Here is a 20386-nt window from a genome sequence, read left to right on the forward strand (position 1 = left end):
GCTAAAGGCAAAGCCTAATTGATAATGGTTAAAGGTGCGAGTGAATTTTGATTTTTTTTAGCAGAAGGGATCGAGAGGATAGGGGGAATAACATAGCAGTCAAAGTAAAAGGATGATACTGATATACCCGTGATACTTTGACTGTATCGCAATTTATGCTTTGATGGGAAACAAGATTATTTAGCTTTTGCTGTCTCTTTGCTTGTTTCTACTTTGTCACTGGCAATGCACTGATAGGTATGCAATGACACTTCGCCGAGCTGACGGTTATTCACCGATTGACACTTCTCTGTTGCAGTGGAGAATTGAGCAATGTAGCTGTCAAAAGCGGCTTTATTATCATCAGAACCAAATGCAAACATTTGACCCGATATGTCTTCTTTTTTCACCGGAACGGTATTGTTGTCAGCATCGCTAGCAGAAATCACATTGAAGGTTTCTTTTTTAGGATCGATAGCAACTTGTGCGCTGCCTATGGGTTCATGATTGGCATTTTCAAACTGAATATTCATGTGTAAGCCAATACCATCATAAATCTCATAAGGCAGTTTAAAACTGATTAATGCTTTTGACAGTGTACTGAAAAGGTAAGTGGTATAGTTGTCACCAAAATACTCATGATAGGCCTTATTGCGTAAATAAGAGGCTTGCATGAAGTCATACACATTGGCTTGCTGTTTGAAGCTACCATAGTATAGATATTGGTAATCGAAGTTAAAGGAAGGCTTAGCTTTCAATGTGTGAGCATGAAAATGTGATTTCGTGCCATCAGTACCTTCAGTTGATTCTGGGTTAACCACAACCGACTCTGGCATGAATGCAAGCAGTGCTTTACGGGCTTCAATGACAGCATTGATATTGTCTGCTTCGTCAGTTGTTAGCTCGACTGTGGTGAGTTCATGGACGGTTTTACCGTATTTATTGGTGACTGCATTGACTTGGAATTTACTTGCCTGTTCATTTTGGTAATCGACAACCGCAATAAATTCATCCTTGTGTGTTCTTAAGTGGTGTTGTGTTACCGCTTCCATTTGAGTCGGCGAGCATCCATTGCAAGTCAGTAGGGTGGTTTCTGTTGCTGCAGAAACGTTAAAAGCGCTGAACAATCCAGTTGTTATTAAAGAAAGTGTCAGTGGTTTCATAATTTGCATGGGTAGCCTTAATGATAATTTAATAGTTTCATGACGTTAATCACGTCACCTCGATATAGTAGTAATGAGTCATAGATTGGCGCAATGAGGCTTAAGTCGAACTTTTTTTAATAAGCTGTAACGCAATAGTTAACTTTATCTGTGTAGGTGATGATAATAATTCTCATTGATGTTGTTCAATTAGCATTAGGTCGATTAACCTTAAGTCTTAATTAATTAAGTTGTGGCAAAGTGGATGATAGGGGGCAGTGTGAGGAGGGGAAGGGAGTGTGAGGAGGGAAAAAGGGGAGAGAGGTTTGATGTGAGAGTAGAGTTAAATGTAGGACTATATTCCCATTAATACTCTTAAAATGGGAATATAGTCCTGTTTTTGTATAAGCCTGTTATAGCCAGCTTTATTTTACAAAGGCTTCATCGAGTTGTTTATGTACCCAAGCCACTCGAAGATACATGTTTGCAGAGCCTAATAAAGTATGTCAGTTAAAGCGCATTCTTTTGCAAGAAAGAGTGGGGTTTAAACCAGAAGGCGGTGTTTCATTGGCTCCCAAGGGCTGGCCTCCTCATATGTAAAAGCAAGGCCTTTTATACTACGTTATAGAGTATCAGTTTAGAATCACTAGGCCCGCTGTTCAGCTAACCATCATGGTCGTTCATTCACATTCGTGTGACCACGACATTTTTTTATCCATAAACATTAGATGATGGGAATGTCACTTATGCATGAGTAATCAAAGCCTTGCCTAAAAGCGTTTTAATGTCAGCTGAATACTGCATCTTGAAGTACCAAGAGTATAAATGGATCTTATAGTATCCATTTTATACTAATTTAGCTTATAATGGCTATAACTGTATCCATATGGTGTTGTCTTATGCATGATGTTACGAACACGCTTTCGCTTTTATCCGCGAGTGATATACAGCAATCTTTTGCTGTATATCTTAAACAACAACGTAAAATAAAAAAATTATCACGCAGTGTATTGGCTGAGCGCAGTACAGTGCCCATGAGTACGATAAAAAAATTTGAAACGACGGGGAAAATCTCATTACGACAATTACTGTTACTTTGGCAAAGTCTTGACGATCTAACTCGTTTACAGGCCTTGCTTAATTCCGTTGAGAGTAAATCAAGTTTCCCGAAAACGATTGATGAGGTGTTAATTTCATGAGCTTTTTACCCACGAAGAAACTTGAAGTGTGGCGGACGCTTTTGAGTGGTCAGCAGGTAATGGTGGGCTTGCTGGCACAGAATAATCAAGGTGTTTTTTTCCAGTATAGTGATGAATATATTAAATCTTTTTCTAATTTATCTCCTTTTGGCTTGAAGCTGGATAATGAATTACAGTTAGCACCAAAACAGCCTCATTACGGGCTACATGGCGCGTTTATTGATTCTTTACCTGATGGGTGGGGTTTACTGTTAATGGATCGAGTATTTCGCCAGCAAGGTATTTTGTCTAATCGTGTAACGAGTATGGATAGACTTTCTTTTGTAGGTGATTCAGCACTCGGAGCGTTATGTTATCGACCTATGTCTACACTTGTTCCTGAAGCCAATGAGCAAACAATTGGACTGGCGGATTTAGGCTTGCAGGCGCAAGCCGTTTTTGATGGACAAACGGATGAAGTGTTGAGCGCTTTAGTGGCAGCAGGAAGCTCAGGAGGGGCGCGTCCGAAAGCACAGATATATATATATGAAGGTCAATTCGATAAATGTCGAACACAGCCTAAGTCAAATGATGAAGCCTGGTTAGTCAAATTTACATCTCAAAATTTAGCGCTTGGATACGAAGAAGGTTTATGTGAAGCAGTTTATTTGAAATTGGCCCAACAAGCGGGGTTAGCGGTACCTGAGTGGCAATTAATACCCGCACCAGAAAAGTCAGGTGCTAGCTTTTGGTTAGCGCTGAAACGTTTTGATTGGGTAAGTCATAGCAATGGACATCATGGTCGGTATCATATGCACAGTGCCTGTGGATTACTCGATGCCGATTTTAGAAGTCCAAGTTTAGATTATCAAGACTTGATTAAGGCTAGCAGTATCTTGTGTAAAAGCCCTGTGGTAGGGCAAATTCAATTTCGGCGTGCTTTATTTAATTTATTTGCTTTGAATCAAGATGATCACAGTAAAAACTGGGCCTTTTTACAAAATGATCAGGGAGATTGGTCTCTGGCGCCTTTTTATGATGTGACGTTTAGTGCAAATCCTTATGGGGAGCATGCTACCGCTTTTGGTGGTTATGGTAAAAAACCGCCATTAAAAACCATTCAACAACTGGCAACGATAGCCAACTATGCTAATTGGACGGAAGCTAGAATTGCTCTGCAACAGATAGTGGATAGTCTCTCGAATTTTTCAACGGAAGCGAAAGCCGTAGGCGTGGAGCAATCGACGATTAAATTGATCCAGCAACAGTTAAATCGTAGCTACCAAGATAATAAAGGCCTGCTGATCTAAGCCCGTTATCGCCAGCTTTATTTAACAAAGGCTTCATCGAGTTGTTTGTATAAATCTAGCGATTTTTCTGGCTCGGTTTTGATGTTGTCATAGAGACTACTAGCAATCACGCGGATCGCGTGTTGCTCGTTTTGATTGAGTTTGGGGTAGCTGTGTTTTTTAAAATTAGCCAGTATGTTGTCTTTTCTTGCTTGAACTAAATGGCTTTCATCACGCTTTTGACAGACGGTTATGAGATGCTGCTCCCAATCACAAAATGATTTATCAGCCAATCGCTCTCTTTTGTTGCATTCTTTACAACAAGGAATAATGTTGCCCGGATGATGCAGACCAAATTCAGTGCGATTAAACATAATCACATGTTCGATTTGTAACTTGTCTTTTTTCTCGCCGCAGTAAGCGCAGCATCCATCAAAATCATCATCTCGAATGGCAAGCCATAAGGCTTTGCCTTTACCACTGCCTGTATTGAATACGTGACCTAAATAATGTTCACCCACTTTGGTGAGAAAGGCTCTAACAGCCGTGTTTGCAGAGTCAGATGCGGTATTGTAAGTTGTCATTGTTATAATCCTTATAACGTGCTGATTGGGCGCCTACACGGCGCTCAGTTCCTTGTTTACTATAAGATAACGAGTAATGATAAAGAGGGCTAGGGTTTGTTATGTTCTACTTGTGTATCTTTTCATCTATATGCTTTGTTGTTTTTTCCATTCAGTAGTCGATGGTATGGCAAAGCATATAAGTTTAATAGAATTCGTAATTGAACAGAAAGAGCAAAAAAAGGATTCAATACCCTCAAACCTGCCTCCACCAAAAGAATATTCTCCTTCTGTTCAGCGAGCTAGCCTATGGCCAATTTTGCTGTATCTGTCCATAGGTATGCAGGCATAGGGTGTTTGAGTTTCCATGTAATATTCATTGGTTGGCTGCCTTCATATTTGACGAAGTCGATAGGGCCAAAATTAATAAAGCCCATGGTTTTATTATGTTTATCTTTGGCTTTCTCTCTTACAAATAACAAAATGACTTTATTGGTTTTTTTATGCTCAATATAACTTAAGCCTTTACCTGTGCTTGGTTTAGCACTGTTTTGTGTTTGCCAATGAAATAGCGTAGGGCTGATAGCATAGTCATGGTACATAGTGGTTGCAGAAAATTGTTTTTCACATTTATCCAGCGTAACAAATAACAATTCAACATTTGCGTTTTTGATATTCAGTACCCCTTCACGACTGGAGGATTTTTTATTAAATAGAGTGTCTCCAAAGGCGATCAGAATATGTTCCTTTGGGTAGCGGACGTGCATTTTCAGAGGTGATGTATCAACGGTAATATTGTGAGTTTTTGGCATTGTAAATTCAATAACATCGAGTCGACTAATCAGTATTGAAAGCACAGTGGTTAATTCTTGTTGGAGCTTATGATGTCTTAAACGTGATAAACTTTCAGTAATACTTTTGAAATTAAGGCTGCTACCTGTTTTATCCCAAAAATCATAGTGACACATCAGCAAAAACTGCGTGAGATGATTATTTGATACTGTGTTAGGTAATGTCTCGATGTTAAAGTCGTGTTCACATAATGCTTGAATGAATCTCAGGTAAGTTATCGAAGTAGACTGTAATAGACGATTATTAATTGCACGGTAATAAGCGGCATAAATATCATTTTCTTCGGGGTTTATGCTTCTTTCTTTGCTTTCACCCAATAATGCCGACCAACCGCCAAATTTACCTATTTTGATTTTATAAATATCCTCAAGTTGGATATTGGTGTGTATGTGTAAAAAGTTTTTCAAAGTTAAGGGTAAATGAGTAATGTGATTAAAGTTATTTATGAGGCTAATAAGCCTATTTCTTCTGAGTATTGCCTGTCTAATATTTCTTAAAATCATTGCTTGTGTTTGTTGCTGTAATTCTATCTGACACCCAAGTGGTAAATGTGGAAAATTCTGCTCAATTTCTTTTTCTATTCCTTGAGTTGTCTTCCCTACTAAGGCTCTGAATTTATCAGAAAAATTATATTCTGGCCTAGAATTACCCACAAAATCGAGAATAGTACAAAATTGTTTTCCATCGACAAGACGAAGCCCACGACCTAATTGTTGTAAAAAAATAGTCAAACTTTCCGTTGGTCTCAAAAACAGCAAAGTATCCAATTCAGGGATATCCACACCTTCATTGAAAATATCGACAACACATAAGATATTTATTTGTTTAGATTTTAAGCTTTGTTGTAGTGAGTCACGTTCATGGGCATTATCACTTGTTAACACCTCACTGGCTATTCCTCGTGAAGCAAATTTTTCTGCCATATATTTTGCGTGTGTCTTACTTACACAAAAAGCAAGTGCGCGCATTTGAGATAAGTCAGTTATGATCTCATATAAACTATTCAATATTTGGTTCACTCTTTGATCATTACTCGTATATACGTTTGTGAGCTCAGCAATGTCGTAACGTCCTTGAGACCATTTTATTTTTGTTAAATCCGTATGATCATCAACCGCAAAATATTGGAAAGGGGTCAAATGACCTTGGTTTATGGCTTCGGGTAATCGTATTTCTGCTGCTATCACATCATTAAAATCATTAAGTATATTAACATTGTCGTGTCGCTCAGGTGTTGCTGTCAGTCCTAATAATATTTGTGGGGTAAAATACTCTATTATAGGACGATAACTACTGGCTGAAATATGGTGCACCTCATCAATAACAATATAATTAAAGTAATCCTTGCTTAGCGATAAACTATTTATTTGATTATTTAAGCTCTGCACAGAGGCAAAAAGATGTTTATGATGTTCGGGCTTGTGCTCGCCTACCCACAATTCACCAAAACCGCTGTTTTTGAGAACTCCCCGATAAGCGCTTTGCGCTTGCTTTAAAATTTCTTTTCTATGCGCTACAAATAAAAATGTCGCTTCCTGATTTTGTTTATAAAAGGCAGCAAAATCAAAAGCAGAAATAATCGTTTTTCCGGTACCCGTAGCAGCAACAATTAAATTTTTATAGCGAGAGTGCAGAGTACGTTCAGTTTGTAATTTATCTAAAATGCACTTTTGATAAGTGTGAGGTGTGATGTCGAAATGAAAATGCTGCATTGATTCATTGGTGATGCCTTTTGCCTCACGAAGAGCATTGCTGAGTTTTTCTTTACTTTCTATGTTCCCATCAAATACTTCAAAATCAGGAGACTCCCAATAAGTTTCAAATGTGCTGAGGGACTTCTCAATAATATGTGGGATTTCTTGTGACGTAATTTTGAGATTCCACTCTAACCCATTGGTTAGTGCAGAATGTGAAAGGTTTGAGGAACCAATATAACCCGTATGAAAGCCTGTGTTACGCATAAATAAATAGGATTTAGCATGTAGCCGTTCTCTGTTAGTGTTGTAACTCATTTTGACTTCTGTGTTGGGAAGGCTTGCTAAAAACTCAACCGCTTTGGCATCCGTTGCCCCCATGTAAGAAGTTGTAATAATTTTGAGTTGTTTACCGCTACGTGTAAAGGCCTCTAATTCATGTTTAAAGATGCGGATCCCCGTCCACTTTATGAAAGAAACGAGCCAATATATAGTATCTGCGGACTGTATTTCTCGTTTGATTTCAGTTTCAAGTGAAATTCCAGCATTACTGCCACAAAACAGTTCACTTTGAGTAAGTCCTGTAAGTGGCATGATAGATGTTACATGTTTAGATAAATCGACGGCAACAGGGTTGTTTTTCTCAAATAGAGCAGTGAGTATTTTTCCTTGGCTATCAATTAAGTTTTCTGTGATCAATTCAGGATCTTGAATGTGGTTGCTCAGCCATTGGATAATGGTGTTAGCTAAGCCTATTTGGGTTGTCACTCGCTCGTTACCTTGAGGGACTGAATCCATGGCGATTTCAATGATACGGGTTAAAAATCGTGACAGCCATGTACTTGCTTCACCAGCTTCTAACTGTCTTTCACCCACATAAAAAGTATCACTATCCAAACTTTGTTTAACTAGTTGTGTGATGAGTTGTTCATACAAACCGGACTGAACCATAAAAAATCCTTTTATATCATTGATTATCAGCCAGTATATTATTCGAAAAGAATAATCAGCGATAGTAGGGGAAGGTTTTAAGCCATTTTGATCAAATAGCTAAAGTTTTCTCGCTTTAACATCACTATCCGCTGGTTAGTTGAGCGCACTACAGCACCAATAAAACCGATCTTACTCTGAGCTTATACACCAACATACCGCGTCTAGTGATGGAATAGTTTTCTACCGTCAGCTATGAGCTATGACAAGAGAACCATAACTCTCTACTAAAGCCTGGCCTTTTATTTTAGATGATTAATATGTAGGTGAGGTTATAGTAAAATATCATAAATCGATAGTGCGGGGGATGACAGCGATCATTTATTTATTAGTATAAGGAAAGGTGTTCAAAAAAATTGGCTTAACTCGACCGCTTGTTCAGTGTTAAACACGATTTCTGTGCTGGCCGCTTTTATATCTTAGTTCTTGGCTAGCATCTTATTCAAACCTTCTTGAAAACCCTTCTTCAAAACCCTTCTTCAAAAAAATGACAAGCTGTGTGATTAACGCTTTACTGGCATCACGTTGAATTCAGCTGATGTTATATTATGTAGTGGCTTTTTCTTTCTGAGTTGATAGTGACTATGCCATTGCCTTTTTATTTGATTACCACGGCATTCTCGCTGCCTTTGTATGGGGCGGATTTTCCCACATTTTAACCGATGCCATGACGGTTTCTGGCGTGCCCTTTTCCCTTTACAGTGACAGGCGGTTTCATTTGTTTGGCGGCCGATTTAGAACGGGGGATCCGGTGGAGTACGGCATTAGCTTTGTGGTTCACTTTATGATGAGCAGGCTGTGCATTTTATTGATGAAGCTAATTGGCGACAGTGGCTTTGTGCCGTTTAGCTTTTTATAAACTATGGGACTGGGCAGGCAACCATTGACCTTATGAAAAGTACCAAGGCATCATCGATGCCTCGGAGTGGAAGAAAAACCGCTTCAGGATTTTGTGATGGGCAATTGAATAGGGTTATTCAAACCCCATCAAGGTCCATTCATCGGCTACATCCCAGAAATTGAGATCTAACATAGGAGCATCACTACTCCACCAAAGTAAAGCAGAAAGATCCTTGCTATCTTTAAACTCAAAACACAAATAACCGCCAGCGCCGTTGGTGTACACTGCTAATGTTTTAGAGAGATCTACAGGAGGCATGTCAATGTCATCCAAAATACCCCATTCTTCATCGGCTAAAAAGAAGAAGTCTTCGACAGGTGATAAGCCCATGGAACCTGATGCTAAACAATACCAACCATTATGGAATTGCTCATAAAACTGACGCATGTTCTCTGGCAATAATAACCATGAATCCGCTACTGCAGAAGACATTTGCATTGTTTTTGGATTACGTGCTTCATAGTAGGTAATATCAGGATCATCTTCAGATATCACCCCATACACTAAACAGTAGCCATATTGATGGTGAACTAAATCAATACTCACGATATTATTATCTAAATAAAACAAAACCTCTGACATCTCAGAGGCTATGGGTTGCCAATAGCTAAGTGCTTTAGTGAACCGTTCTTTCCCCTCCAGAGCCAAAATACTTAGCCAGCTTTGCGGGATTAATTTTTGCTCATCTAATGTAAGTTGAGATAAGTTTAAAACCTTAGGCTCACTTACATAATCATTTAAATAACTCAACAAGTTATCTTCACTCATTGTTAATATCCTTTAATTTTATTTATTGGACTAACTTGTCAATTTTGACTTGCAATTCAACTTCTACTTTCTTTTCAACTTCCATCATTTTAGATCTGAATTCTGGATTTACTGGTGTACCTGTTTTCTTATGCTCTGTCCATTCTGCGTATGTCTTTGCACCTTTAGACGTATTAGCTGAGGCACTTAAACCAATAAAATTCTCAGGTGTATTTAACACATCAACTTGCTTTTCAAATGTTAATTTTTCAAACCCATCCATACGGGTGATTTTTTCCATAGGAACAATATGATCGGCTTGAAGTTTTTTAGTCACTTCCATACCTGGTAATGCTTCATCAGGGAATGGAAGGGAAACACCTTTATTTACTTCTTTACGCATCGCTTTATTTGGCGTTTTCTTTCTAAGATCCGCATATAGAGCATCTGAGATCTTACGCTTACCTAAACGCGCACCAGTTGGCTTAGTTGCTGTGGAATTTACAGTATTTTTATCCTCAGATGTAGCTAAATTTTTATTGGTATCGCTATCATCACTCTTACTACCGTCACTATTCTTCGCTGGTGCCTTCTCTTTCAAAGGCGTCACAAAGGTACGAGTATTGAGATCCGCTTGATGGTTAGGGATGGAGGGATCTTTTTTGTATAGCTGTTTTTTGGGGTTGTTGTTACGCACCACTTTTAGGGCGTCTTTCATCTCTCCTAGGACTTCAACGGTTTCTTCCCCTCAGGTTTTAAAAGAGAGTTTGCCCGCCTTGCGGCCGTTAGCGGCAAGCAAGAGTGAGGCGCAGGCGATGGGGACTTTTTTCGGCTTGGCTGGTATATCTAACCAAGGCATCGATACCTTGGTTGTATCCATAAAAACGTAACAAATTAAAGAATATTTAAATACTAAAATTGAGAAAAATCACCAAATGTAACTGTTAGCTTAAATAAGGCATAAGCTTCTTCTAATTCCCGGTATTGCGATAATCCCCTTTCAGTAAAACTCATTCTACCAGGGACATCGTCAACATTATCTTTCAAAGTTCCATTCTTAGCTGATTGTAGCAGTTCTGAAAGTGACCTTAACAATGCCTTTGCCGCATCATCTTTTACTGAATATTTAATCAAAAGTCGCTCCAAGTTTTCAGCTAACTGTTTTAAGTTATGTTCAGTAACTTTGTTCATATTAATAACCTTTATTGTTATTTATGACTTCTACAAACACAGGATCTGTAAATTGCGATCTCTGTGGAGTAATAATCTGTAATCCACCTGCATTCGTTTTAAATACTCCCCCTAATTCTGTAGTAGGTGCAACATTGGAAGCAAATACAGTGGCTTTAGTGTGAGGTTTTATTTCAAAAATACCATATCTATCAGCATCATTAGTAGCTGGCAACCCAAAATAGTCAGTAAAAGAGCGGCCACTTTTGACGGCTGCGTTTAATTCATTCTGGGTCGTAAAGAATGGAGAAAAGCCAGATAACTCCCCACCAGATGGAACAAGCTTTATCAATGGCTTATCTATTGTCATTGCTTGAGGTAAGGAACTACCTGACCGTACCAAATCAATAGCCCGACTTGTTAAAATAGTATCACTAGCTGAAGGATCTGACTTACGTAACGTTTCTATCAAGAGTTGGCCTTCTGAAGATTGAGTGACATATTTATATGCATCAGCCTTGTTTACTCCTAACGTTTTGAAAGTTGAAACATCATCAATCAACATTTTATCAGATTCCGATAAATTAGATATTTTTTCACGGAATGATTGATTTTCAGGAGTCAAACTAGCGTTATCTTTTTTATCTTTAGAGGCTCCCTTCTCTTTCAAAGGCGTCACAAAGGTACGAGTATTGAGATCCGCTTGATGGTTAGGGATGGATGGATCTTTTTTGTATAGTTGTTTTTTGGGGTTGTTGTTACGCACCACTTTTAGGGCGTCTTTCATTTCTCCTAGGACTTCAACGGTTTCCTCTAGCACTTTGCCTGCCTTGCGGCCGTTAGCGGCCAGCAAGAGTGAGGCGCAGGCTATGGGGCCACCGACGCCACCTGCAAGGGTGCCTAATGCTGTACCGCCACTGACTACGGCGGTGTCCATACCCAATTGCGTGGCATGATACGCACTCATTTCTACCACTTTGTCACGGGGCAATGCCGCCAACATACGCGCCGGTAAACTGGCAATCAACTCACGGCCTTGGCTGTCGCTGAGTAATAAAATCAGCATTTCCATGGTTTGTGTGGCTTCCCACAGGCCTTGTTTACCGCGCTCCTTCCAAGCTTGAAATTTTGCCTCTAACGCATCCACATCACCTGTGGCAATGGCCTCGATGAGCATGGTGACATTAATGTCTGCCGCATCCAGCAGCTCACCAAAATCCCCTAAGTCGGGTAAGTATTCGGTCACGCCACTGGTGGCACCGGATTGGGTGGCCTTGGCCATGTCCCAAGATTGACTTAAAAAAGACTGATTATTAAACGCCTGACTTTGTTGATTAAGCTCATCAAGTTTGTGATTAACGGCATCGGCAAAGGCTTGGGTGACGGGTACCTTTTCTTGCTTATTTAGCGTATCAAAGGCATGTTGAGCGCTTTGTTTGGCTTTGTTGTTAATGGCGTTATCGAGCTTGGTATAGGCGTTATCAAGTGTGCTTTGCGCCTCAGCCGCTAAGGCTTCATTGCCAAATAAAATATAGGCCGCATGGTTAGTGTTTGGCTGCACATCCGCTTTGCCATGTTTGTCGAGTGTACCCGTGATTTGGGTATTTTTGCCGTCTTCCATGATGACCGTATAAGGCACATTGGCCGCCTTGGTTTGCTCTTTATCGTCGTACACCAATTTAAAAATAAGCCGATTAGGTGCCATGGCAAAGGTATCGGCCACCTTCTTTTTGGGTGGCTCAGACTTAGGATCTGCTACTAACGGCTCTTTCGTACGTTTAGGCATTTCCGCGGGAGGATGCAGGTTATCCGATGAGGGGCTTTTGTACGGATTGCCGCCAATAGTGATCATGCCTCCTGCAGTGCCTAAGCGATTATCAATGGCTTTAATCACGTCCTTTGGATAGTCATTATTGATGGCAGGATTCACTCGCCTGACTTGCACAGGCTTAAGGCTGTGAAGAATGACCTTTAGTCTATCTTCCATGCTGAGTTCGGTATCAGCGAACCTCATAATGAACATAGGTTTTGTGGGTTTATCGGCCAGTAAGAGTTTTTCACCGCGAGTGAGGGCGGTTTTAAGACTAGATAATGACTCGCCGGTAACGATATAGGATTTAAAATCATTATCTTTTAGATGAGTAAAATCCGTTTCGACCTTTAACGCTTCATGCTCCATCAATTGATGAAGTTGCACTACCTTCCCTGACATACTGCTCCTTAATTCCCTTATTTAAAGCACGCCTATTTCAAGCCCTGCTTACTTAATCAAGATCACTTCGCGCATCCTTTCCCTAAGGGCGATAATTTACCACAATTGATTAATAATAAAAGGGATTTATTTGTCCTTTTATGGAAAATGTGAATGTTCTATTACTTTGAGAATAATGAAAAGATAAGGTTATACCACTGAAGCTAATTGCGAAGAAAAAACTGCTCATTCTTATAGCTCTTTTGAGCGCGGCTTAAATGAAATTTTAATGGTCTACTGAGACAATACTTCCCTAAAGGTATGGATTTAAGTGAGGTGACAGAGAAAGAAGTCAAAGCCGTTCAAGAGCGGTTAAATTTAAGGCCAAGAAAATGCCTTGGTTATAAGCAGCCTAAAGTCGTATTAGAGGAACTACGACAGGCTGCATAGGGGAGTATTGCACTTGCGAGTTGAATCCGCCATGCTGTTTGTGATCCATAAAGGCCATCCAGATTTTCAATGTGGGCAAGACAGGGTGATACACTTAATCAGTGATGTGGATACTATTCGGTTGAGCAATCAGTATTGCTTTTTCACTGATATTCATGCTGATTTAGACTATGCAGAACAGATTGAAGATTTTGGCCGTATTAGTGAGCTAGAGATTAAACGAATCATTAACGAGAAATACTGGCAAGATTTTAAAGAAGAAAAACAAGCAGAGTTTTTGGTTTTTGAGTCTGTACAATGGAACACTATTCGACAAATTGGCGTTAAGACACAAGCTATTGCAGATGAAGTAAACGCTTTACTTTATACTTCGCTGCATAAGCCTGAGGTTGTTGTTCGACCTGAATGGTATTTTTAGAGGTTACTATGATCACTTATCAAACTGGGAATATTCTGCATGATCAGGCGGATGCCATCATTAATACTGTTAACACAGTAGGTGTGATGGGTAAGGGGTTAGCTTTGCAGTTTAAGAAAGCCTTTCCTGAGAACTTTAAAGTATATAAAAAAGCCTGTGATGATAAATCTCTGGTAACAGGTCAAGTATTAACGGTGCCTCTTGATACAATGAATGCGCCTTTTTACGTGATTAACTTCCCTACCAAAGCGCATTGGAAGGGAAAATCGAAGCTTGAGTTCATTGAACAAGGCTTAGATAGTTTGAAGGTGGAAGTAAACCGATTGAAGCTTAAATCGATAGCGATACCTGCACTCGGTAGCGGTCTAGGGGGATTACCTTGGCAACAAGTAGAGCGGCTGATTCAGGAACATTTGGCTGATATGTCCGATGTTGAGTGGAGGGTTTATCCACCGCAAGCGGCACCACAGGCAGAAGCTATGCCAAATAAGACTAAACGACCTGCTATGACAGCTGGCAGAGCGGCTGTGCTTGGTTTAATAGATCGCTATGTGTCGACGGGTTTTGGTTATCGCTTGTCTTTATTAGAGGTGCAAAAATTGGTGTATTTTCTTACTGCAGTTGGTGAACCCCTAAATCAGGTCGTTTTTAAAAAGCATCATTATGGGCCTTACGCTGATGTACTTCGTCATGTACTGGATAAAATGGAGGGGCATTTCATTACAGGCTATGCTGATGGTCTCAATAAACCAGACACACCCATTGAGCTTAAAGGTGATGCAGCAACAGAAGCGCTTAGTTATCTTGAGCAACATCAAGATACTAAACAACGTTTCGATAAGGTTGCTAAGTTAATTGAAGGGTTTGAGTCTCAAAATGGTATGGAGCTACTGTCTACCGTTCATTGGGTTGCTACTCAGGAATATGATAATAAACCCCTAACTTGTGATGAAGTCATTAATGGCGTGCATGGTTGGAATGCAAGAAAAGCAAATATGAAACCAGCTCATATTGTGGCAGCATGGGATCGACTAAGGGAACAAGGTTGGCTTGATAATAAAACACTTACTGCGTTAATCTGAAAATATCAACATATTGATCATCTCGTTGATGCCGTAAGAATCGCCCGTATTTTTTGAGCCTTCTTTTTACCCACTCCTTCAACCTGCATTAATGCATTTTCAGTTGCTGTCATCACAGCTTCGACCGTCAAAAAGTGGCATAACAGCCGCTTAGCCAGTTTAGGCCCGACTTGTGGCAAGCTTTGTAATATAAATAATTGGCGGTTTTTTTGGCGCTTAGGTTTACGTCCTGTAAGCTTCAAGTCACTTGTATGATGATTTAATTGTTTAGCGCAGTAATAGAGGAGTTTGGCCGTTTCTGTTTGCGATTGACTGCGTAGTACGGGAATATGAAAGTGAATACTAATAGCGCACAGTGCGCCGATGAGCGCTTCTCTATGGATCTTGTATTGGGTTATGTCTTGGGTTTTCCCCTCAATTAATAGGGCAACGTTGAAGTCACTTTCAGCTAAACGAGCGATTTGTGAAAACAGTCGACCATCACATAAAGAGAGTACGAGATCAGTCAGAGTCTTGCGTTCAATCAGCCATTGGTTGATTTGGTAGTCGCCTAAAGTCAGGCGTTTTTTGATAAGATTAAGATCGCCATATTTAGACAGTTGGCTGATAATCCTGTCGGCGTGTTCTCTGTCATCATAACACAGTGATATAGCTAGCATCGGCAAAGAAAGCATCGCTCATGGGGTTTGAATGAGTTTATTGAGTATAGCGTGATTTAAGCTTAAGCTTGAATGTGAAATTTTTTAGTGCGCTTACTGATCTGCAAGCGATATGCTTAATGACTTTTACTTGAGTGTAATCTCTTTGAACAGTATTAGAAAAAATAATATAAAAGGCAAATAAATGAAGGCTGGTCGTAATGATCCTTGCCCGTGTGGTAGTGGTAACAAATATAAACGCTGCTGCATGGATTCAATGTCAAAACAGCGTGCTGACATCATAGATGATCTGACACAAATCACGGCGATGAATGTGAACCTGAGCATAGACGAACTCAATGTCGTCGCTCAGCATAAGGCGGCAGAATATAATCATTGCCCAAATGATGATTTTTGTGGTTTATCACCGGCACAAATGAGTAACTGGTTGTATGCGCCATTTGGCGAACTAGAGAGGTTTAGGCTCTGCACGCCCGAGGATTTATCAGCCTGCCCCGTGATGCGTTATTTGTCGCTGATCCTTGAAGAAGCCATGCAACATGAGGGGTCAATAAAAGCGACCACGAAAGGGAATCTACCCGTTAAATTGGTCAAGCAAGCTAGCGCATTGTTGCCTGAGTTTAATGTGTCACTGTTTGAAATAGAGTTAAGCATTAGCGAATTTGCGGGCAGTAATGAAGACAAGTTTAATGCACTGCACTATGCCCGAGTATTGGCAGAGCTTGCAGGGATCATTTATCGTCGTAGTGGCCGCTATCACGTAAAAAAAACAGCACAAAAACAGTATAAAGCACAGGGGATTAGTGCTTTCTTTTTGCCCATGTTAGAAGCAGCCATTAAGCAATACAATTGGGGATATTTCGATAACTTCTCTGATGATATTGATGTGCAACCTTTTTGGTTGTTTATGCTGTGGAGACTGCAGTCACATAGCGATGTCGATAAATTAGCTACCGAAACGGCAATCGCTTTTCCTGCTTTATTGAGCCAATGTTCAAATAGTGAATATTTCTCATCGCACGATCAACTCGAGATGATGATCAGCTCGCGTTTTATCGCGCGTTTTTTACAATTTTGGGGTTTTGTCACGGTTGATCCAAGAAGGTATATTGATGGCAAGCGAGTGCCTCGAGAGGCAAAGATACAGCCGCTATTATCACACACCTTTGAATTTGCACTTTGATGTTTTTTAAGCATAAACAGAGAAGCTGTTTGGGTTAGTGTTAGAAGAAAGGCAGAAATATCGACAAAAAAGCCGCTGACTGTCCATTTGTTGGAGCAGGAGCGGCTTTCAGATATCTTAAACGTGTTTAAGATATCTGTATTATTCTACGTTTTGAATTTGCTCGCGCATTTGTTCAATTAAGACCTTTAGCTCGACAGCAGCAGCGGTGACCTCAGTACTAATTGATTTAGAGGCGAGGGTGTTGGACTCGCGGTTAAATTCTTGCATCATAAAATCGAGGCGGCGACCTTGTGGTCCACCTTTTTTAAGAATACGGCGAGTCTCGCTAATATGCGCATCGAGCCTGTCCATTTCTTCGGCCACATCCATTTTTTGCGCCAAAATCACCATTTCTTGCTCCATACGAGCAGGATCTAGCTCGCCTGTGATTTCATCAAGACGGTGGGTCAGTTTTTCACGTTGCCACTCAATGACCTTTGGCATGTGCTCACGGACGATGGCGACTTGTTCAACAATGGCATCAAGGCGGGTGGTGAGCATATGGGTGATGGCTTCACCTTCACGGCCTCGAGCTTCGATAAACTGGCTGATGGCCTGATCAAACACCTCAAGTAGCTCTTTGCCCACAGCGTCCATGTCTTTTTCTTCACTGGACATGACACCAGGCCATTTAAGTACATCTACTAAGTTTAGTTTGCCGTGTTTGGCTTCTTTTTTGATCCAGTTCGCGGCAGTAACAAGTTGTTTAGCAAGGGCTTCGTTGAGTTGTAATTCATTGGTATCCTTGTCGCTAAAATCATAGCGCAGATTAACTTCGATTTTCCCTCGGTTTAAACGTTTACGAAGACGCTCTCTTAATAAGGGTTCTAAGCTGCGAAAGTGCTCAGGTAAGCGTAAGTATGTTTCTAAGTAGCGCTGATTAACTGAACGTATTTCCCATGAGGCGCCGCCCCAATCTGCTTTATGTTCAATGCGTGCGTAAGCTGTCATACTTTGGATCATGCGTGTTTCCCAGTATTAATTAAGTGCATCCTAATGATAAGGAATTATAACCAGCTGACTGTTTGCGTCAAAAACTTTTCGATTTTTTGAGACGATTGTCGACTATCAGCCTTTATTGTTAATAGGCAGGTTGCGGAATAATACAGAAGCCCCATGGGCTTTTTCTACTTTTGCTATGGCTTAGTGCCCAACATCTCCTTATACTAGGCAGCAATTGTTTATGGCTTCAAATTACAGGAACTGCCCTATGCGCCCAAGCGATAGAACGCCCGCTCAATCTCGTCCCGTTACCATTACTCGTCAATTTACAGCTCATGCCGAAGGGTCTGTGCTGGTGGAGTTTGGTGAAACAAAAGTATTGTGCACCGCGAGCTTTGAAGAAGGGGTACCGCGCTTTTTAAAGGGACAAGGTCAAGGTTGGGTGACGGCTGAATACGGCATGTTACCGCGTTCGACTCATAGCCGCATGAATCGTGAAGCAGCGCGGGGTAAACAATCGGGTCGCACACAAGAAATTCAACGTCTTATTGGCCGTGCTCTGCGTGCTGCCGTGGATATGAAGTTATTAGGTGAAAATACCATTGTGATTGATTGTGATGTGATCCAAGCTGACGGTGGCACGCGTACTGCGGCGATAACCGGTGCCTGTGTTGCCTTAGTTGATGCACTTAATTGGGCTCGTGGTAAAGGTATTTTAAAAACCAACCCACTTAAATTCTTAATCGCTGCGGTGAGTGTGGGGATTTATAATGGTGAGCCGATTTGTGATTTAGAATATGTTGAAGATAGTGCTGCTGAAACTGACATGAATGTTGTAATGACAGAAACAGGCAAGATGATTGAAGTGCAAGGCACTGCAGAGGGTGAGCCCTTTAGCCATGAAGAGCTATTAAGCTTATTGGAGCTGGCCAAACATGGTATTCGAGAAATTATTGATGTTCAGAAAGCGGCATTGAGCTAATCAATATTACATGAAAAAAGAATCCATTTGGGGTTCTTTTTTTATGTCTTTTTTCAGCAGAGTCAAGAGTATAAGAGGAGAGTTTTGTGAAAGCTTATCAACGTGAGTTTATTGAGTTTGCCTTAGAGCGTGGCGTATTAAAATTTGGTGAATTTACCTTAAAGTCGGGTCGCGTGAGTCCTTATTTTTTTAATGCAGGCTTATTTAATACAGGTCGTGATCTTGCTCGTTTAGGGCGCTTTTATGCTGCGGCGTTAATGGATGCAAAAATCGAATACGATTTATTATTTGGACCGGCTTATAAAGGCATTCCCATCGCCACCACCACTGCGGTGGCGCTGTGCGATCATCATGATGTTGATAAACCTTATTGCTTTAATCGAAAAGAAAAGAAAGATCATGGAGAAGGCGGCAGTTTAGTGGGCAGTGCACTACAAGGTCGTGTGATGTTGGTCGATGATGTGATCACCGCAGGTACCGCTATTCGTGAGTCAATGGACATTATAGCGGCCCATGATGCTCAGCTTGCAGGTGTATTAATTGCACTAGACAGGCAAGAGAAAGGCAAAGGCGAATTGTCTGCGATTCAGGAGGTGGAGCGTGATTTTGGCTGTGATATTATCTCAATTATAAAATTGGATGAGTTAATTCAATATTTATCAAAGCAGACAGGCATGGCGGAGCAATTAGCGTCAGTCAGTGCGTACCGAGATCAATATGGTATTGGTCTTTAATACTGAACAAAAAAGCAGCCTTGATGCTGCTTTTTTGTTGGTGAAACGCTTTACTGATGAACCTTTTTATTGATGTAAGAACTCGGCGCGAGTGGCGGGGTTCGATTTAAAAATACCGCCAAGGGCCGTGGTGGTGGTCGAGCTGGTGGAGTCCATAATGCCACGGGATTTCACGCAGTAATGCACCGCATCCATCTTAACGGCCACATCTTGGGTATCCAGTAAGGTCTGTAATGCCACAAGTACTTGTTGGGTGAGCCGTTCTTGCACTTGTGGGCGCTGAGCAAAAAAGCGCACAATACGGTTAATTTTAGATAGGCCAATAATGTTCTTTCGAGGAAGGTACGCCACTGTTGCCAGGCCATCGATAGTGACCAAATGGTGCTCGCAGGTACTGGTCATGCTGATGTCTTTTACCTTCACCATTTCATCGAAACCCATTTTATTTTCAATCACGGTGATTTTAGGAAAGTTAGCATAATCTAAACCAGAGAAAATCTCATCGACGTACATCTTTGCAATACGCCTTGGGGTATCGCATAAGCTATCGTCTGACAAATCTAATGACATTAATGTGAGAATGCCATGCATATGCGCTTCAATCTGTTGTTTGCGCTCTTCTTTTGAAAGCTCGCAAGGTAACATAGGCGTTTCTAGCCCTCGCTCAATGAGCGCTGCTTGTACTTGGCGGGCAGATGCACTTAATGCTTCTTGATCTGTTAATGTCATAATTTTCTCTACTGCACCTATTGTAGCGGCACTTGAGTCACAGTGACTGTTTGACTGCGGACAATATGTCTATCTATATTTTTGGTTAAAATTGCATTTCATTTACTTTCATCACCACTTAATGATTTTACCATCATTAAGTGGTACGAATAGCAAGCAGCAGGATACCTTGATTTTAACAAGATTTATACTCAAATTTATGCATTGTTTAGATGAAAAACAGAGTATGACCTTTAAAGTTTCAGATTTTCTTTCAAAAAACTGAGCATTTTTCGATAGGCTTGGGCCTGGTGTTCATCTTTATAAAAGCCATGACCTTCGTTATCTAATATCAGTGAGTCAAATGGGTATTTTTGTTGATTTAAGGCTGAAGTTAATGCTTCAAATTGTTCAATGGGGGCGCGCTCATCATTACCACCATGAATGAGCAATAACTTGGCTTTGAGCTTATCCACATGGTGAGTGGGTG

Annotated in this window: 19 protein-coding genes and 1 pseudogene; 9 read left to right on the forward strand and 11 right to left on the reverse strand. The window is 40.6% G+C overall.

What is annotated here, in order from left to right:
• Nucleotides 1-176: 176 nt before the first annotated feature.
• On the reverse strand, nt 177-1151 hold the full coding sequence (locus Q0976_RS09705) for a hypothetical protein (RefSeq protein ID WP_299493397.1): 975 nt from the start codon (nt 1149-1151) through the stop codon (nt 177-179).
• 869 nt (nt 1152-2020) lie between these two features.
• Here Q0976_RS09705 and Q0976_RS09710 point away from each other — a divergent pair.
• Both Q0976_RS09710 and Q0976_RS09715 read left to right on the forward strand, forming a co-directional pair.
• The gene (locus Q0976_RS09710; RefSeq protein ID WP_299493399.1) at nt 2021-2320 is read left to right on the forward strand and encodes an XRE family transcriptional regulator; all 300 of its coding nucleotides are present in this window, start codon (nt 2021-2023) and stop codon (nt 2318-2320) included.
• A complete protein-coding gene (locus Q0976_RS09715; RefSeq protein WP_299493401.1) occupies nt 2317-3609 on the forward strand; it encodes a type II toxin-antitoxin system HipA family toxin in 1293 nt (430 codons plus the stop codon). The genes Q0976_RS09710 and Q0976_RS09715 overlap by 4 nt, the downstream gene beginning before the upstream one ends.
• A gap of 17 nt (nt 3610-3626) precedes the next feature.
• Here Q0976_RS09715 and Q0976_RS09720 read toward each other — a convergent pair whose 3' ends face one another.
• Both Q0976_RS09720 and Q0976_RS09725 read right to left on the reverse strand, forming a co-directional pair.
• A complete protein-coding gene (locus tag Q0976_RS09720; RefSeq protein ID WP_299493403.1) occupies nt 3627-4172 on the reverse strand; it encodes an HNH endonuclease signature motif containing protein in 546 nt (181 codons plus the stop codon).
• A gap of 281 nt (nt 4173-4453) precedes the next feature.
• The gene (locus Q0976_RS09725; RefSeq protein WP_299493404.1) at nt 4454-7648 is read right to left on the reverse strand and encodes a DEAD/DEAH box helicase; all 3195 of its coding nucleotides are present in this window, start codon (nt 7646-7648) and stop codon (nt 4454-4456) included.
• Between the two features lie 706 nt (nt 7649-8354).
• Between Q0976_RS09725 and Q0976_RS09730 the strand changes: the two genes are divergently transcribed.
• Nucleotides 8355-8546, forward strand: coding sequence for a hypothetical protein (locus Q0976_RS09730; RefSeq protein ID WP_299493406.1), 192 nt, complete (start codon nt 8355-8357; stop codon nt 8544-8546).
• A gap of 114 nt (nt 8547-8660) precedes the next feature.
• On the opposite strand, the gene Q0976_RS09735 is transcribed toward Q0976_RS09730, so the two are convergent.
• From Q0976_RS09735 to Q0976_RS09750, 4 genes are all read right to left on the reverse strand, one after another.
• Entirely contained in the window at nt 8661-9356 is a 696-nt protein-coding gene (locus tag Q0976_RS09735) for a hypothetical protein (protein ID WP_299493408.1), read from the reverse strand.
• A gap of 22 nt (nt 9357-9378) precedes the next feature.
• Entirely contained in the window at nt 9379-10053 is a 675-nt protein-coding gene (locus tag Q0976_RS09740) for a hypothetical protein (protein ID WP_299493410.1), read from the reverse strand.
• 194 nt (nt 10054-10247) lie between these two features.
• Complete coding sequence (locus tag Q0976_RS09745; protein WP_299493412.1) at nt 10248-10526, reverse strand: hypothetical protein; 279 nt, start codon at nt 10524-10526, stop codon at nt 10248-10250.
• A 1-nt stretch (nt 10527) separates the two neighbouring features.
• On the reverse strand, nt 10528-12717 hold the full coding sequence (locus tag Q0976_RS09750; RefSeq protein ID WP_299493414.1) for a hypothetical protein: 2190 nt from the start codon (nt 12715-12717) through the stop codon (nt 10528-10530).
• Nucleotides 12718-12940: 223 nt separating this feature from the next.
• On the opposite strand from Q0976_RS09750, the pseudogene Q0976_RS09755 reads away from it, so the two are divergent.
• The 3 genes and pseudogenes from Q0976_RS09755 to Q0976_RS09765 form a co-directional block, all read left to right on the forward strand.
• A pseudogene (locus Q0976_RS09755) lies at nt 12941-13146 on the forward strand (IS30 family transposase); the annotation flags it as partial.
• A 13-nt stretch (nt 13147-13159) separates the two neighbouring features.
• Complete coding sequence (locus Q0976_RS09760) at nt 13160-13564, forward strand: DarT ssDNA thymidine ADP-ribosyltransferase family protein (RefSeq protein WP_299493416.1); 405 nt, start codon at nt 13160-13162, stop codon at nt 13562-13564.
• Nucleotides 13565-13572: 8 nt separating this feature from the next.
• Entirely contained in the window at nt 13573-14646 is a 1074-nt protein-coding gene (locus Q0976_RS09765; protein WP_299493418.1) for a macro domain-containing protein, read from the forward strand.
• Between the two features lie 17 nt (nt 14647-14663).
• Here Q0976_RS09765 and Q0976_RS09770 read toward each other — a convergent pair whose 3' ends face one another.
• Nucleotides 14664-15305, reverse strand: a complete 642-nt coding sequence (locus Q0976_RS09770) for an ERCC4 domain-containing protein (RefSeq protein ID WP_299493420.1) — start codon at nt 15303-15305, stop codon at nt 14664-14666.
• A 184-nt stretch (nt 15306-15489) separates the two neighbouring features.
• Here Q0976_RS09770 and Q0976_RS09775 point away from each other — a divergent pair, with 184 nt between their 5' ends.
• Nucleotides 15490-16488, forward strand: a complete 999-nt coding sequence (locus Q0976_RS09775; RefSeq protein WP_299493422.1) for an SEC-C metal-binding domain-containing protein — start codon at nt 15490-15492, stop codon at nt 16486-16488.
• A gap of 141 nt (nt 16489-16629) precedes the next feature.
• On the opposite strand, the gene Q0976_RS09780 is transcribed toward Q0976_RS09775, so the two are convergent.
• Nucleotides 16630-17493 carry a YicC/YloC family endoribonuclease gene (locus Q0976_RS09780; RefSeq protein ID WP_299493424.1) on the reverse strand — a complete coding sequence of 288 codons (864 nt, stop codon included), beginning with the start codon at nt 17491-17493 and terminating at the stop codon, nt 16630-16632.
• A 247-nt stretch (nt 17494-17740) separates the two neighbouring features.
• On the opposite strand from Q0976_RS09780, the gene rph reads away from it, so the two are divergent.
• Both rph and pyrE read left to right on the forward strand, forming a co-directional pair.
• Nucleotides 17741-18454: a ribonuclease PH gene (gene rph / locus Q0976_RS09785; RefSeq protein WP_299493426.1), complete on the forward strand. Its 714-nt coding sequence runs from the start codon at nt 17741-17743 to the stop codon at nt 18452-18454.
• 86 nt (nt 18455-18540) lie between these two features.
• Nucleotides 18541-19188, forward strand: coding sequence for an orotate phosphoribosyltransferase (gene pyrE, locus Q0976_RS09790; RefSeq protein WP_299493428.1), 648 nt, complete (start codon nt 18541-18543; stop codon nt 19186-19188).
• Nucleotides 19189-19254: 66 nt separating this feature from the next.
• On the opposite strand, the gene folE is transcribed toward pyrE, so the two are convergent.
• Together folE and Q0976_RS09800 are read right to left on the reverse strand one after the other, a co-directional pair.
• Nucleotides 19255-19917, reverse strand: coding sequence for a GTP cyclohydrolase I FolE (gene folE, locus Q0976_RS09795; RefSeq protein WP_299493430.1), 663 nt, complete (start codon nt 19915-19917; stop codon nt 19255-19257).
• A 233-nt stretch (nt 19918-20150) separates the two neighbouring features.
• Nucleotides 20151-20386: prolyl oligopeptidase family serine peptidase (locus Q0976_RS09800; protein ID WP_299493432.1), on the reverse strand; the 236-nt coding region annotated here is incomplete at its 5' end.

The organism is uncultured Shewanella sp. (genome assembly GCF_947501665.1).
GTDB lineage: Bacteria > Pseudomonadota > Gammaproteobacteria > Enterobacterales > Shewanellaceae > Shewanella.

Coding starts and splice junctions, on each gene's coding strand:
- Q0976_RS09745 (WP_299493412.1), bottom strand. CDS start 10,526: ATGAACAAAGTTACTGAACATAACTTAAAACAGTTAGCTGAAAACTTG.
- Q0976_RS09725 (WP_299493404.1), bottom strand. CDS start 7,648: ATGGTTCAGTCCGGTTTGTATGAACAACTCATCACACAACTAGTTAAA.
- rph (WP_299493426.1), top strand. CDS start 17,741: ATGCGCCCAAGCGATAGAACGCCCGCTCAATCTCGTCCCGTTACCATT.
- Q0976_RS09740 (WP_299493410.1), bottom strand. CDS start 10,053: ATGAAAGACGCCCTAAAAGTGGTGCGTAACAACAACCCCAAAAAACAG.
- Q0976_RS09730 (WP_299493406.1), top strand. CDS start 8,355: ATGACGGTTTCTGGCGTGCCCTTTTCCCTTTACAGTGACAGGCGGTTT.
- Q0976_RS09765 (WP_299493418.1), top strand. CDS start 13,573: ATGATCACTTATCAAACTGGGAATATTCTGCATGATCAGGCGGATGCC.
- Q0976_RS09780 (WP_299493424.1), bottom strand. CDS start 17,493: ATGATCCAAAGTATGACAGCTTACGCACGCATTGAACATAAAGCAGAT.
- Q0976_RS09720 (WP_299493403.1), bottom strand. CDS start 4,172: ATGACAACTTACAATACCGCATCTGACTCTGCAAACACGGCTGTTAGA.
- folE (WP_299493430.1), bottom strand. CDS start 19,917: ATGACATTAACAGATCAAGAAGCATTAAGTGCATCTGCCCGCCAAGTA.
- Q0976_RS09750 (WP_299493414.1), bottom strand. CDS start 12,717: ATGTCAGGGAAGGTAGTGCAACTTCATCAATTGATGGAGCATGAAGCG.
- Q0976_RS09775 (WP_299493422.1), top strand. CDS start 15,490: ATGAAGGCTGGTCGTAATGATCCTTGCCCGTGTGGTAGTGGTAACAAA.
- Q0976_RS09705 (WP_299493397.1), bottom strand. CDS start 1,151: ATGCAAATTATGAAACCACTGACACTTTCTTTAATAACAACTGGATTG.
- Q0976_RS09770 (WP_299493420.1), bottom strand. CDS start 15,305: ATGCTAGCTATATCACTGTGTTATGATGACAGAGAACACGCCGACAGG.
- Q0976_RS09715 (WP_299493401.1), top strand. CDS start 2,317: ATGAGCTTTTTACCCACGAAGAAACTTGAAGTGTGGCGGACGCTTTTG.
- Q0976_RS09735 (WP_299493408.1), bottom strand. CDS start 9,356: ATGAGTGAAGATAACTTGTTGAGTTATTTAAATGATTATGTAAGTGAG.
- Q0976_RS09710 (WP_299493399.1), top strand. CDS start 2,021: ATGCATGATGTTACGAACACGCTTTCGCTTTTATCCGCGAGTGATATA.